General features: G+C 63.6%; 11 protein-coding genes and 1 pseudogene. 7 read left to right on the forward strand and 5 right to left on the reverse strand.

The window, feature by feature from the left end; translation table 11 throughout:
• The first annotated feature begins 115 nt into the window (after positions 1–115).
• The gene (locus BLR13_RS19040) at positions 116–928 is read left to right on the forward strand and encodes a DUF4886 domain-containing protein (protein ID WP_074820620.1); all 813 of its coding nucleotides are present in this window, start codon (positions 116–118) and stop codon (positions 926–928) included.
• Between the two features lie 77 nt (positions 929–1,005).
• On the opposite strand, the gene BLR13_RS19045 is transcribed toward BLR13_RS19040, so the two are convergent.
• On the reverse strand, positions 1,006–2,247 hold the full coding sequence (locus BLR13_RS19045; RefSeq protein WP_074820618.1) for an LLM class flavin-dependent oxidoreductase: 1,242 nt from the start codon (positions 2,245–2,247) through the stop codon (positions 1,006–1,008).
• A 173-nt stretch (positions 2,248–2,420) separates the two neighbouring features.
• Between BLR13_RS19045 and BLR13_RS19050 the strand changes: the two genes are divergently transcribed.
• From BLR13_RS19050 to BLR13_RS19060, 3 genes are all read left to right on the forward strand, one after another.
• A complete protein-coding gene (locus tag BLR13_RS19050; protein ID WP_074820616.1) occupies positions 2,421–3,128 on the forward strand; it encodes a VOC family protein in 708 nt (235 codons plus the stop codon).
• Positions 3,129–3,317: 189 nt separating this feature from the next.
• Positions 3,318–4,730 (forward strand): MFS transporter, encoded by a 1,413-nt coding sequence (locus BLR13_RS19055; protein WP_074820615.1) that lies wholly within the window; start codon positions 3,318–3,320, stop codon positions 4,728–4,730.
• A 122-nt stretch (positions 4,731–4,852) separates the two neighbouring features.
• Entirely contained in the window at positions 4,853–6,088 is a 1,236-nt protein-coding gene (locus tag BLR13_RS19060) for an extracellular catalytic domain type 1 short-chain-length polyhydroxyalkanoate depolymerase (RefSeq protein WP_074820613.1), read from the forward strand.
• A gap of 19 nt (positions 6,089–6,107) precedes the next feature.
• Here BLR13_RS19060 and BLR13_RS19065 read toward each other — a convergent pair whose 3' ends face one another.
• A complete protein-coding gene (locus BLR13_RS19065) occupies positions 6,108–6,419 on the reverse strand; it encodes a hypothetical protein (RefSeq protein ID WP_074820611.1) in 312 nt (103 codons plus the stop codon).
• A 144-nt stretch (positions 6,420–6,563) separates the two neighbouring features.
• Here BLR13_RS19065 and BLR13_RS19070 point away from each other — a divergent pair, with 144 nt between their 5' ends.
• Positions 6,564–6,941: a winged helix-turn-helix transcriptional regulator gene (locus tag BLR13_RS19070; RefSeq protein WP_074820608.1), complete on the forward strand. Its 378-nt coding sequence runs from the start codon at positions 6,564–6,566 to the stop codon at positions 6,939–6,941.
• 114 nt (positions 6,942–7,055) lie between these two features.
• On the opposite strand, the gene BLR13_RS19075 is transcribed toward BLR13_RS19070, so the two are convergent.
• A complete protein-coding gene (locus BLR13_RS19075) occupies positions 7,056–7,736 on the reverse strand; it encodes an MBL fold metallo-hydrolase (RefSeq protein WP_074820606.1) in 681 nt (226 codons plus the stop codon).
• A gap of 155 nt (positions 7,737–7,891) precedes the next feature.
• On the opposite strand from BLR13_RS19075, the pseudogene BLR13_RS19080 reads away from it, so the two are divergent.
• Positions 7,892–9,503: pseudogene (locus BLR13_RS19080) on the forward strand (alpha-amylase family glycosyl hydrolase).
• On the opposite strand, the gene BLR13_RS19090 reads toward BLR13_RS19080, so the two are convergent.
• Together BLR13_RS19090 and BLR13_RS19095 are read right to left on the reverse strand one after the other, a co-directional pair.
• On the reverse strand, positions 9,491–11,191 hold the full coding sequence (locus tag BLR13_RS19090) for an alpha-amylase family protein (RefSeq protein ID WP_074820605.1): 1,701 nt from the start codon (positions 11,189–11,191) through the stop codon (positions 9,491–9,493). The pseudogene BLR13_RS19080 and the gene BLR13_RS19090 sit on opposite strands and share 13 nt — an antisense overlap.
• 133 nt (positions 11,192–11,324) lie before the next feature.
• A complete protein-coding gene (locus tag BLR13_RS19095) occupies positions 11,325–12,446 on the reverse strand; it encodes a vWA domain-containing protein (protein WP_074820603.1) in 1,122 nt (373 codons plus the stop codon).
• Between the two features lie 199 nt (positions 12,447–12,645).
• Here BLR13_RS19095 and BLR13_RS19100 point away from each other — a divergent pair, with 199 nt between their 5' ends.
• Positions 12,646–13,131, forward strand: a complete 486-nt coding sequence (locus tag BLR13_RS19100) for an MmcB family DNA repair protein (RefSeq protein WP_074820599.1) — start codon at positions 12,646–12,648, stop codon at positions 13,129–13,131.
• The last annotated feature ends 59 nt before the right edge of the window (positions 13,132–13,190 follow it).

A 13,190-nucleotide genomic window follows, 5' to 3' on the forward strand; every position in this document is an offset into this window, starting at 1 on the left:
GTTTCCTTGCCGCAAACAACGGGTGTGCGGGCGGGCCGGCCCCGCAAATCGCGTCACAAAGTCGCGAGGTCGTGATAGGGTGCCCAAAAAATAGAACTGGTCAGGGAGAGCGGAAATGATGGGAATATTTCGGATGCTGGCGGTTGCGATGGTCGCGATCGCAGCGGGATCAACGGCGCAGGCGCAGACCAAGCCGATCGTGACGAGCCTGGGGCCCGATTTCCCCAAGGCCGAAATGTTCATCGGCAACAGCTTCTTTTATTACAATAACGGTCTTCCCGGCCATGTCTCGCTGCTGGAAAAGGCCGCCGATCCCGAGCACAAGCAGGACTACCGCGCCATCATGGTCACGATCGGCGGTTCCGGCTTCGACTGGCACGACGTCGAGAATTATTTCCGGCCCAATGCCATCGGCTACTACGCTTTCGACGAGCAGAACAACGTCGTCTTCTCCAATCGCGACAAGCTTGTTGACGCTGCGGTGTTGATGGATTGCAGCCAGTGCCCGATCCATCCCAAGCTGAAATCGGTCTTCACCGAATATGCGAAGAAGAACAGCGAAATCGTGCGCGCCCATGGCGCGAAGCCGATCTTCTTCATGTCCTGGGCCTATGCCGACAAGCCCGAGATGACGGCGCAACTGGCCGAGGCCTATACGGTCGCCGGCAACGCCAACAACGCGCTGGTGATTCCGGCCGGTCTCGCCTTCGCGCGCGCGATCGCGAAACAGCCCGAGCTCAATCTCTATGTCGCCGACAAGCGTCATCCGAGCCTGGCCGGAACCTATCTGGCGTCATGTGTGACGTTTGCCGCGTTGACCGGCCGCTCGCCGGTCGGAAATAGCTATCTCGCCGGCATCGACCCGCCGACGGCGGCATTCCTGCAGACGGTCGCCTGGGAGACGGTGCAGGATTATTACGGGAAATAAGCTCTAAGACGCTCCACGAAATGAAAACGGCGCGGAGTGCATCCGCGCCGTTCTCTTTTGTCTGAATGCCTTCTCGCTCAAGCCTTCTGTTTCGCCGCCGCCTTCTGCAGGTCCGGCGCGTTGATGGTGGGGATCGCCACCCGGCCGGGGCCGGTGAGCGGCAGCGCTGCGGCGGCTTTTTCGTTTTCCATGATCTTCGCCATCACGGCCTGACCCGCGCGCTCGAACACGGCGCGGTTCTCGATCAGGAAGGTCTGCGACTCCCGCAGCTTCCTGACATAGCCGTTGATCTCCGGGACCACGTAGCGCGCGACCATGTCCCAGCTACGGCGGGTGTTTTCCGGATTGGCCCAGTCATGCACGAAACCGATGATGGTGCCGACGCCGCCGGACACGTCGATCAGGTTCTTGATGGTTTTGACGAGATCGTCGGGCGTGCCGATGGTGGAGGCGGCGTTGGGGCCGCCGGCGGTCTTCTCGACGGCGTCTTCCGGTGAGGAGAACGGTTCGACGCCCGGCCGCTGCAGCGTGCGGACGGTATATTCGTTGTGCCAGCGCATCAGCCCGGGGCCGGCCTCGCGCTCTGCCTGTTCGCGGGTTTCGGCAATGTGCCAGGAGAGCAGCACGCGCCAGTCGGCGCGGCTCACGGTGGTGCCGGCCTTCTTCGCCGCGTCCTCGGCAAAGCCCCACTGCGTCGGCAGCGCCATCAGGCCCTGCGTCGACATCGAGCCGAGCGAGATGATGCCGATGCCGTATTTGCCGGCCAGCGTCATGCCCGACGGCGAGATCTGCGACGCCACCACGCAGGGCATGTCTTCCTGCAGCGGCAGAAGCTGAAGCGCTGCGTCGTTCATGGTGAACCAGTCGCTCTTGGCGGTGACGCGCTCGCCCTTGAACAGGCGGCGGATGATGCCGAGCGCTTCGTCCTGGCGGTCGCGCTGCGTCATCGGATCGATGCCGAGCGTATGCGCATCGGAGGCCAGCGCGCCCGGACCGGAGCCGAACAGCGCACGGCCGCCGGTCATGTGGTCGAGCTGCACCATGCGCTGGGCAACGTTGAAGGGATGATGATAGGGCAGCGAGATCACGCCGGTGCCGAGCTTGATGCGCTTGGTGCGTTCGCCGGCGGCGGCGAGGAACATTTCCGGCGAGGCGATCATTTCCCAGCCCGAGGAATGATGCTCGCCGCACCAGAACTCGTCGAAGCCGAGCGCGTCGATCTGCTCGACGAAATCGAGGTCGCGGCGGAATTGCAGCATCGGATGCTCGCCGATCGGATGATGCGGGGCGAGGAAGGCTCCGAATTTGAGGCGCGCCATGGGGTTTCTCTCCGGATTTATTGTTCTTTGAAAGAGCTCGGGGCCAAACTACGGGGTAGGGGAGAGCAAGGCAATCCTCGAAGCCCGCGGCCCGCGCATGGTTGTCGCGCGAAGGCGGGTGACTTACCGTCGTCCGGAATTCCCCGCGGCGCAGGTCGGGCAAGAGGCAGCATATGAAACTGGCAAAACCCCGCATCGATATCGGCTTTGCGACCAACCACGCGCCGGCGGCGCTGGCGTTCTGGCAGAACGAGATCGGCCTGCCGTTCGACCACACCCAGCCGATCCGTCGCGGCTACAAGCAGCATCGCCACGACCTCTGCGGCTCGATCCTGAAAATCAATCAGGTCTATGAGCCGCTGCCGGATAACCCGCCATCGGGCTATCTCGAACTGCTGATCGCGCGCGACGGCATCACCGCGGCGGAACCGATGATGGACCCGGAAGGCAATCGCGTTGCGCTGGTGCCGAAAGGCCTGTTCGGGATCGAGCGCATCGGAATCCGTCTCGGCGTTCGCGACGTCGAGGCGCATCGCCGCTTCTACACGCAAGCGCTTGGATTGAAGGAGGGCAGGCCTGCCGGGGCCGGTGGTGCGATGACATTCCTGGCGGGCGATACGGTGCTGATCGTCGAGCCCGCCGCGGATGCGCCCGACGATGCCGCCTTCGAGGGCAAGGGCTGGCGCTACATCACCTTCCAGGTCTTCGAGGTCGATCGCGAGCACGCCCATGTGCTGGCCCATGGCGGCCGCGAGGCGCGGGCGCCGGTGACGCTCGGAACGACGGCCCGGATCTCGATGGTGCGCGACCCTGATGGCAACTGGATCGAGCTGTCGCAGCGCGCTTCGCTGACCGGTTCGCTGGAGCCGGTCGCGTCGTAGAGCGTTTTCCGAGATTCCGGGTTCGCGCTTTGCGCGCCCCGGAATGACGCCGGCATTTAGTCACCGCGCCATCCGATTCCACGCATCCAGCCCGGCGATCTTGTAGGCCCCTTACCTCTCGGGTAATCGCCGGGATGACCGAAACCTGTACTTGATGCGTGCGACAGATTTCGGACAAGGCCCTCATCCATGCATCAGATCGTTTCAGCTCCGGTCGATTCCTCGCGCCGCTGGTGGGTGCTCGCGACCGTCGTCGCGGCGCAGTTCATGTTCGGGGTCGATGCCTTCATCGTCAATGTGGCGATCCCGACCATTGCGGCCGAGCTGCACGCCAGCGCGGCGCAGATCGAGGCGGTCATCGCCATCTACCTGATCGCCTATGCCACGCTGGTGGTCACCGGCGGACGGCTCGGTGACATCTACGGCACCCGCAACGTGTTCGTCGCCGGTGTCGCGGGCTTCACCGTCACCTCGCTGTGGTGCGGGCTGGCGCAGTCGGGTCCGGAATTGATTGTTGCGCGGCTGGCGCAGGGCGCTACCGCGGCGTTGATGGTGCCGCAGGTGCTGGCCACGATTCATCTGTTGTTCGCGGACGCCTCGCGCGCCCGTGCCTTCGGCATCTACGGCATCGTGCTGGGACTGGCCGGCGCCGCCGGCTTCCTGCTCGGCGGCGTTCTGGTGACGCTGGATCTTGCCGGGCTCGGCTGGCGCGCGGTGTTTTTCGTCAACGTGCCGTTCGGTGCTGTTATCATCGCAGCAGCCCTGAGGATCATGCCGATGGCGCCGCGCCGCGCCGGCACCCGGCTGGATATTCCAGGCTCCATCGTATTGTTTCTCGGATTGTTGTGCCTGATCGGCCCGCTGCTGTTCGGCCATGACGTGGACTGGTCGATCTGGGTCTGGCTGGCGATGGCGGCGGGCGTCGCGATCCTGTTTGCCTTCGTGAAGCTGGAACGCGCGGTTGCCTTCCGTGGCGGCATGCCGTTGATCGATCTCTCGCTGCTGTCGGATGCCGCCTTCATGCGCGGTCTCGCCGCCGTATTCTGTTTCTTCTTCGCCAACCTGTCGTTCTATCTTGTCATGACAATGTTCATGCAGCGGGCGCTGCATATTCCGCCGTTGCAGGCAGGTCTCGTCTTCGTGCCGCTGGCGCTGACCTTCGTGATCGCATCACGTCACAGCAGCGCGCGCGCGCGTCATCGCGGCACGCTGGTTCTGATCGAAGGCTGCTGCGTGCAGATCGCCGGTCTTGCGGCACTGGTGGCGATGGTCGAATCGAGCGGTGCGCCTTCGGCAACGGCGCTTGCACTGGTGCTGACGATCTTCGGTTACGGCCAGGGGCTGGTGATGGCGCCGTTGTCGAGCGCCGTGCTGTCGACCGTGAAACCGGTAAGCGCCGGCGCCGGCTCCGGCATGTACGGTACCACCGCACAGATCGCCAACGCCGCAGGCGTTGCGGCGATCGGCGCGGTGTTCTTTGCGGTTGAATCCGGTCAGTCGGCCCGACTGGCGTTATTGGCCGCATCCGTGCTGTTTGCGCTGTCGATCATCACCTCTGCCGCATTTTTGACCTGGATGCGACGCGCGACCGTGGCAAATTAACGTCAATGGCAAAAAGATGATTCAGTGGAATGACAGCACACGGCCTTTTCATTTTGCAGTGCAGCAACTATCTGGTTTGAGTGACGTTACCAGAGCGGTCACCCCCGTAGGAGCTGCAGCAATTGTCCCTCGCCCAAAACGTCGAATTCATGCGGCAATTTTCGAAGCTAAGCGGCTTCAATGGCTTGGGAGCCTATGGACGCAGCGCGTCCGCCGTCCCGAGTCCGCTGGTCGAAATCGGCCAATTCGGCACCAATCCCGGCGCGCTTCGGATGTTTTCGTTCGTACCGGAGCACCTTCAGCGCGCGCCTGCCTTGGTCGTCGTGCTGCATGGCTGCGGCCAGACCGCGGCCGGTTACGATCTCGGCGCTGGATGGTCGACGCTCGCGAAGCGTTACGGCTTCGCGCTGCTGATGCCCGAACAGCAGGCGTCGAATAACGGCAATACCTGCTTCAACTGGTTCGACCCGGGCGATACCACGCGCGGTCGTGGCGAAGCGGCCTCGATCCGGCAGATGATCGCGCGGATGGTCGTCGAGCACAAAATCGATTCGCGTCGCATCTACGTGACCGGACTTTCCGCCGGCGGCGCCATGGCGTCGGCGATGCTCGCGACCTATCCGGATGTGTTCGCGGGCGGCGCCGTCATCGCCGGCCTGCCGTACGGCATCGCCAGCAATGTGCGGGAAGCGCTCAACGGCATGATGCAGTCGGCGTCGCGTCCCGCGCGCGAACTCGGCGATCTCGTGCGCAAGGCCTCGAAGCACAAGGGCCCGTGGCCGAAATTGTCGGTGTGGCACGGGAGCGCCGACCGCACCGTCAATCCGGCCAACGCCAATGAAATTGTAAAGCAATGGCTCGACGTGCACGGGTTGCCGTCGGCGCCGATGTCGACCGCCGATGTCGACGGCTATCCGCGCGATGTCTGGTGGAATGAAGAGGGTGAGACCGTGGTCGAATCCTACACCATCACCGACATGGCGCACGGCACCCCGCTCGGGCTCGCCGGCGGCAGTGACGAAAGCTATGGCGCCGCAGGCGCGTTCATGATCGAGGCCGGGATTTCGTCGTCCTATCACATCGCGAATTTCTTCGGCCTGACCGAACGCGTCAGCCAGCCCAACGAAGTCGTGAAACCGGACACGAAGAGCGTCGCCAGGCCGGCGCCAAAGCCGGCGGCGCCGGTCGTTCCCTCGGCCGCCACCGCATCTCTGCAGTCACCCGAACTCGCTGCCACGCTGTGGCCGCGGACGACGTTAATTCGTCACGCAAAGCCGCCGCGCACGCCGAAGCGCAACAACATCGACGTCGGCGCCGTCATCACGCGCGCGCTGACGGCTGCGGGATTGATGAAGTAACCACGCGCGGTCGCAGCGTTCAGGCCGCGGCCGTCTCGGCGATCCATTCGATCGGTGTTACCGCGACGTCGCCGCCCTCGGCGGCCTGCCGCGTCTTTTCCGTGTAATGCTTGAAAAAGTCGCGCTGCTGCAGCGTCTTGACCGCCTGGTCGTCGGCGGCCGAAGCGAGGTGGAAATAGCTCGCATCGTCGCGCTGTTTCAGACAGCGGTAGACGATCCGCCCCTTCAGTTCCGGGTCGTTGTCGAGCGCTGTAATGAAGCGGGCAATTTCAGCGTGCCACGCCTCGGTGGTGCCGTTGGCGAACCGGTATCTGATCATGAAATGCTTCACCGATGCCTCCTTTGGTTCTGTCAGGCTGCATCGAACATCTCTGCGCTTGTGCGCATCGGCGCAAGTACGGACAAAAATGTCAGTATGGACATTCTTTCCACGGCTCCTATCCTGATCCCATAAATTGCTCAGGGGAGGCCCGCGATGGCGAAGGCAAGGACGGTGCCGGCCTGTGGTTGTCCGGTCGCGGCATTTCAGAAACTGATCAGCGGCAAATACAAGCTGCGCATCGTCTGGGATCTGAAGGACGGCCCGCGGCGCTATGGCGAAATCCGCACCGGCCTGCTGCGCGGCATGCCCGGCAGCGCCGAGATCGCGCCGCGCGTGCTGAGCCGTGAATTGAAGGCGCTGACCGAGAGCGGATTGATCGATCGCAAGGATTTTGGCGTGGTGCCGCCGAAGGTCGAATACCGCCTGACCCGCAAGGGCAGGACGTTCGTACCGGTCGTCGCCGCGATCAAGGACTGGGGAACGCGGCACCTCGCAGAGGCGCGCGCGCCCGAGATGGTTGCGGCGGAGTAGCGGAACATATTTCTCGTCATCGCGAGGAGCAAAGCGACGAAGCGATCCATTCTTTCTTTGTGCGGCAAGATGGATTGCTTCGTCGCTTCGCTCCTCGCAATGACGCGGAACCTTTCACATCTCGCCTGTCAGGAACGGGTTGGTTAGCCGCTCCTGGCCGATGCTGGAGCCGGCGCCGTGGCCACAGATGAAGCCGACATCGTCGCCGAGCGGCAGCAGCTTTTCCTTGATCGAGTTGATCAGCGTGGCGTGGCTGCCGCCGGGCAGGTCGGTGCGCCCGACCGAGCCGTTGAACAAGACGTCGCCGACATGGGCGAAGCGCAATTCCTTGTTGAAGAACACCACGCTGCCCGGCGAATGGCCGGGGCAATGCAGGACGTCGAAGGTGAGGTCGCCGATCGAGACCTGTTCGCCCTCGTCGAGCCAGCGGTCGGGCCCGAAATTGCGCACGCCGGTCATGCCAAAACGCTCGCCGCTCGAGACCACATTGTCGAGCAGGTACTTGTCGGCGATGTGCGGGCCCTCGATCTTGACCTGCAGCGCATCGCGCAATTCGGCGGCGCCGCCGACATGGTCGATATGGCCGTGGGTCAGCCAGATCTTTTCGACGGTGACACCGGTCTGCTTGATCGCTTCCAGAATCTTGGGAACGTCGCCGCCGGGGTCGATCACCACGGCCTTCTTGGAGGGCTCGTCCCAGATAATGGTGCAGTTCTGCTCGAACAGCGTCACCGGCACGATGATCGCGCCGGCCTTCGGCTGGGTCTCGGTGGATGTCTCGGTGTGCTGTGTCATGGCGGCAGATTGCCGATTTTTGGCGTCCCGCCAAGCGGAGAATCTCGCTTTTGGCGCGGAACTGGGCTGCGAACTGCCATGGCCGCGTTCCAAGGGGTGAACCTGCGAGGCGCTTGGGCGTTGCCTCGCGCAACCGTTTTAAGGGCAATTCCGGGATGGATCACGGTAACAAGGACTGGTGGCGGCACGGCATTTTCTATCAGATCTATCCGCGCTCGTTTCAGGACTCCGATGGCGACGGGGTCGGCGATATCAATGGCGTGATCGCACGCCTGCCCTATTTGAAGGCGCTCGGCATCGATGCGGTCTGGCTGTCGCCGATCTTTCCTTCGCCGATGGCGGATTTCGGCTACGACATTTCCGATTACACCGGCATCGATCCGCTGTTCGGCACCATGGCGGATTTCGATGTGCTGGCGACGGCCGTGCACGAAAGCGGCCTCAGGATCATCCTCGATCTCGTGCCGAACCACACCTCCGACCAGCATCCCTGGTTTGCCGAGGCGCGGAGCGGGCGCGACAACCCGAAACGCGACTGGTACGTCTGGCGCGATCCGGCGCCGGACGGCGGGCCGCCCAACAACTGGCTGTCGGAATTCGGCGGCAGCGCCTGGCAGTACGACGAAGCCACCGGGCAATATTACTACCACGCCTTCCTCGCCGCGCAGCCCGACCTGAACTGGCGCAATCCCGAGGTACGCGAAGCGATCTACGACGTCATGCGGTTCTGGCTGCGCAAAGGCGTCGACGGGTTTCGCGTCGACGTGATCTGGCACCTGATCAAGGATTCCCAGTTTCGCGACAATCCGCCCAATCCGCATTTCGTTGAGGGGCGGCCGCCGCACGAGAAGATCCTGACGCAATATTCGACCGATCAGCCCGAGGTGCACGAGGTGATCGAGGAGATGCGGCGCGTGATCGACGAATTCGACGACCGCGTTCTGATCGGAGAGGTCTATCTGCCGCTGCAGCGCCTTGTCGCCTATTACGGCAACAACCTCGCCGGCGCCCAGATGCCGTTCAATTTCGCGCTGCTATCGACGCTATGGAGCGCGCGCTCGATCGAGCGCATCATCGCCGACTACGAGCACGCCTTGCCGCCTGGCGCCTGGCCGAACTGGGTGCTCGGCAATCACGATCGCCCGCGGATCGCGAGCCGGGTCGGGCAGGATCAGGCGCGGGTCGCCGCCATGCTGTTGCTCACGCTGCGGGGCACGCCGACGCTCTATTACGGTGACGAGATCGGGATGCATCAGGTCGCCATTACCCCCGATCAGGTGCGCGACCCCTTTGAGAAGAACGATGCCGGGCATCGGGGTCGGCCGCGACGGTTGCCGCACGCCGATGCAGTGGGACGCGAGCCCGCATGCCGGATTTTCGACGTCGAGCACGTGGTTGCCGGTAGCCGACGATTACGTCCACGAGAATGTGGTTAATCTCGAATCCGATACCGGTTCGATCCTCAATTTCTACAAGGCGCTGATTGTACTACGCAAGCAACTGCCGCAACTGGTGACGGGCAGCTACGAGCCGGTCGCGGCGCAGGGCGACATTCTGCTGTATCGCCGCGTTGGTGAGGGCGGCGCTGTTGTCGTCGCGCTCAATCTCGGCGCCGAACCGGTTTCGATTTCGTCGAGTTCGATCGGCTTTGGCCGCGAAATCCTGCTCTCGACCTTCTTGGATCGGCACGGCGAGCGGGTCGAAGGCGCGCTCGATCTGCGCGCCAACGAAGGCACAATTCTGGGGCCGCCGGCTCACGCCGGGTGACCGGCTTTCCCGCTGGCGTCAACATCGATGTCGCTGCGTTTCAGGAGGTAATCGAGGCCGCCGACGCGGTACCAGCGGTAACCATAGGCTTCGAGCAGAAGGGTGTGCCGATCCTTGTCGTTGGCACGGCTGTGATCTTCCGTCAGCAGATTGACCAGAAGCCGGCCGGCCTCGCCGGGAAGCCCGACCGAGAATGAGACTTCCCGCGGCTTTTCGTCGAGATTGTGCACGAACAGCACCGAATTGTTGCGCCAGTCGTAGCGGAGGACGAGCACCGCGGGATCGCGCGTCGCGATCACCTTGAAATCGCCCCAGCCGACCTCAGGGACTTCCTTGCGCATCCGGATGATGCGTTCGGTCCAGTTCAGCATCGAGTTCGGATCACGCCGCTGCTTCGCGGCGTTGACGTGCTCGTAGCCGTACGGTCCCTTGTCGATGACGGGTGAACAGGGCTTGTCGCTTTCGGTAAATCCGGCGTGCGGCTCCGTCGACCACTGCATTGGCGTCCGTGCGCAATTTCGTTCCGGCAGGTCGAGATTGTCGCCCATCCCAATCTCGTCGCCGTAGCGAATCACCGGCGTGCCCGGCAGCGTGCACATCAGGCTGTAGGCCAGTTCGAGCCGCCGGCGGTCGCCGCCGAGCATCGGGGCGAGCCTGCGGCGGATGCCGCGGTTGTAGAGCTGCATGTTCTTGTCGGGGCCGAACGCCCCGAACACGGCCTCTCGTTGCGGCTTGGTCAGCCGCCCGAGATCGAGCTCGTCATGGTTGCGCAGGAACAGCCCCCATTGCGCGGTCGCAGGCCGCGGCCTCGTCGCGGCCAACGCCTTGGCCAGCGGCCGGGTGTCGGCGGAAGCCAGCGCGTAGAACAAATTCTGATTGACGTGGAAATTGAACATCATGTGCATGCGGTCGCCGTCGCGGCCGAAATATTCCATGTCGGTTTCCGGCAACACATTGGCTTCGGCCAGAATGATGGCGTCGCCTTGCCGCCATTGCAGGAATTCGCGAAACGCCCGCAGCATGTCGTATTGCTCGACCGGTTTGCGAACCTTGGCGCCCTTGGTCGCGATCACGAACGGCACGGCGTCCATGCGGAATCCGGAGACGCCGAGCTGGATCCAGAATCCCATGATCTTCAGGATTTCAGCCTGCACATGCGGGTTCGAGGTATTGAGGTCGGGCTGGAAATCGTAGAAGCGATGGAAGAACCAGGCGCCGGCTTCCTTATTCCGGGTCCAGGTCGATTTCTGCACGCCGGGAAACACCATGCCGGTGTTGGCGTTGGCAGGCCGTTTGTCGGACCAGACATACCAGTCGCGATAGGGCGAGTCCTTCGATTTGCAGGCGTCCTTGAACCAGGCGTGCTGGTCGGAGGTATGGTTGACGACGAGATCGATGATGATCCTGATGCCGCGCTGCTTGCAGCCATGGGCGAACTCGACAAAGTCGCCGAGCGTGCCGTAGCGCGGATCGACGCCGTAATAATCCGCGATATCGTAGCCGTCGTCCTTGCCGGGCGACGGTTGAAACGGCATCAGCCAGATGGCGGTGATGCCGAGCCCGTGCAGATAATCCAGCCGCCGCAGCAAGCCCTTGAAATCGCCGACGCCGTCGCCGTTGGCGTCCATATAGGTGCCGACGGAAAGGCAGTAGATGACGCCGTTCTTGTACCAGAGATCGTCGATCACCAGGCAGCCCTCATCGATCCGCCATTCCCGGCGGCCGTTGGGATAATAAGCGAGGGTGCGTCGGGTTCCGCCGGCTTGCCGTTGTCGTCACGGCCAGAACAGCGCCGGCCATGACGACGGGAGCGAGATTGGCCTACCGCTTGATCTGTGCCTTCAGCGTATCCTCGACGACGCGGTCGAACGATGACGCCTTGGGCGACGCTTTGGCGCGCTGTTCGGCAACGTATGTGTCGCGCTGGGCCACCAACGCGCCGAGCTTGTCGTTGAGCGCCTTGCGCTGGCTCATCTGCCTGTTGACCTCGTCGAGGCGTTGCTCGGGTTTCATCGCCCGTAGATTGTCGGGCAGGTCGTCGTCCTTGATCGCGGAAAGGCTGTTGCGGCCGGCGCCGATGTCGGCGACGAGATCGCCGCCGCCGGTGACGGCTTCCGAGGTCGATCGCGCGCGCTTGTTGATATAGCTCGCCATCTCCGACGCCTGTGACGGGGCCGCGGCCGCCACCTTCGACAATTGCTGGGTCTGGTCTTCGGTGCGCTTCTGCAAGGCGCGCGGGCCGTAGGGGATCACGGTGCCGTTGATCTCCCGCTGCAGGATGATGATGTCCTGGTCGAACGGTGTCTCGATCACCACGATCTGTCCGCCGTCCTGCGGGATCGGAATGAAGCGGCCGTTGCCGTTCCGGGCGATGTCGCGCCATACCCGCTCGGTATCGGCGGCGTTGCCGGCGAGCACCGCGTTGACGATGATGTCCTTCTGTTTCGCCACCGACAGCGTCACCGGATATTTGGTGTCCTGCGCGTAGTCCATGTGCGGCGGCGCGTCGCCGACCAGGAACACGATCCGCCTGGTGTCGCCGCCCTGGGTCCATTGCAGTTTGTTGACGGCGACGTCGAGCGCCTCGTTGACGCTTTCCGGCCAGTCGCCGCCGCCGTGCGCCTTGAGCTCCAGCAGATTGGCATAGAGATCCTGGATGTCGGTGGTCAGCTCGACCTTCCTTGTGACGTAGTCGTCGCCGACGTCGCGATAGGCGACGAGGCCCATGCGGATATCGGCATCAGGATTGGAGTCGACGATGGCGGTCGCGATCGACCAGATCTTGCGCTTGGCGCCTTCGATCAGCCCGCCCATCGAACCCGTTGTGTCGAGCACGAACGCGACTTCGACCGTGGGTTTGGCTGATGCGGCCGACAGCCCGGCGGACAGGGGAAGGGCCGCAAGGGCGATTGCGAGTGAGCGAAGCGTGGTGGATGACGTCATGGTCCTCCTCCAGTGTTTCGTCCCCTGGAACCGAAGGTCCCCCGGCTTCACGGTGGCGTGTGGTCCAAAACAAGGCGGGCCGAGGTCGGATTTGTGGCTGGCTGACGCGTGATCCGGCGCCGGTTTTCCGAAAGTTCAGGCGCAACGAGCGGCCGTGGACGGCTGTCGGACGGTCCGGAATCGGTTAAGGTTCGAGCGCATGGAATCGCCCGCCCGCCAGATCGGCCTCGTGCCGCCGCCGGATGGCCGCCAGTCGGAAACGGCGCTGGCGGTCGCGCGCGGCACGGCGCGGCTGTTACGGTCGTTGGGCTTTTCCTGCATCAGCGAATTGCCGCTGCCGTCCGGCCGGCGCGCCGACTTGGTGGCGCTGAACGACCGCGGTGAGATCTGGATCGTCGAGATCAAGTCATCGGTGGAGGATCTGCGCGCCGACCAGAAGTGGCAGGACTACCGGATGCATTGCGACCGGCTGTTCTTTGCCTTCACGCAGGATCTGCCGTGCGAGATCTTTCCTCAAGACACCGGCCTGATCATCGCCGACGCCTATGGCGCGCATCTGCATTGCGAGGCGCCCGAGCACCGGCTGCCGGCGCCGACCCGCAAGCTGATGACGGTGCGCTTCGCGATGGCCGCGGCGCAACGGATCAACCGGCTAGTCGATCCGCAGGGGCATGGGGAGTTTTAGGGTAAGGTTCGTTACCTTGTCATGGCCGGGCTTGTCCCGGCCGTCCACGTCTTTGTCTG

Source organism: Bradyrhizobium ottawaense, assembly GCF_900099825.1.
Lineage (GTDB): Bacteria > Pseudomonadota > Alphaproteobacteria > Rhizobiales > Xanthobacteraceae > Bradyrhizobium > Bradyrhizobium ottawaense_A.

What these genes read in the sequence shown, in the direction of transcription:
- BLR13_RS19055 (WP_074820615.1), top strand. Translation starts at nt 3,318, where the DNA reads ATGCATCAGATCGTTTCAGCTCCGGTCGATTCCTCGCGCCGCTGGTGG.
- BLR13_RS19070 (WP_074820608.1), top strand. Translation starts at nt 6,564, where the DNA reads ATGGCGAAGGCAAGGACGGTGCCGGCCTGTGGTTGTCCGGTCGCGGCA.
- BLR13_RS19075 (WP_074820606.1), bottom strand. Translation starts at nt 7,736, where the DNA reads ATGACACAGCACACCGAGACATCCACCGAGACCCAGCCGAAGGCCGGC.
- BLR13_RS19045 (WP_074820618.1), bottom strand. Translation starts at nt 2,247, where the DNA reads ATGGCGCGCCTCAAATTCGGAGCCTTCCTCGCCCCGCATCATCCGATC.
- BLR13_RS19095 (WP_074820603.1), bottom strand. Translation starts at nt 12,446, where the DNA reads ATGACGTCATCCACCACGCTTCGCTCACTCGCAATCGCCCTTGCGGCC.
- BLR13_RS19050 (WP_074820616.1), top strand. Translation starts at nt 2,421, where the DNA reads ATGAAACTGGCAAAACCCCGCATCGATATCGGCTTTGCGACCAACCAC.
- BLR13_RS19100 (WP_074820599.1), top strand. Translation starts at nt 12,646, where the DNA reads ATGGAATCGCCCGCCCGCCAGATCGGCCTCGTGCCGCCGCCGGATGGC.
- BLR13_RS19040 (WP_074820620.1), top strand. Translation starts at nt 116, where the DNA reads ATGATGGGAATATTTCGGATGCTGGCGGTTGCGATGGTCGCGATCGCA.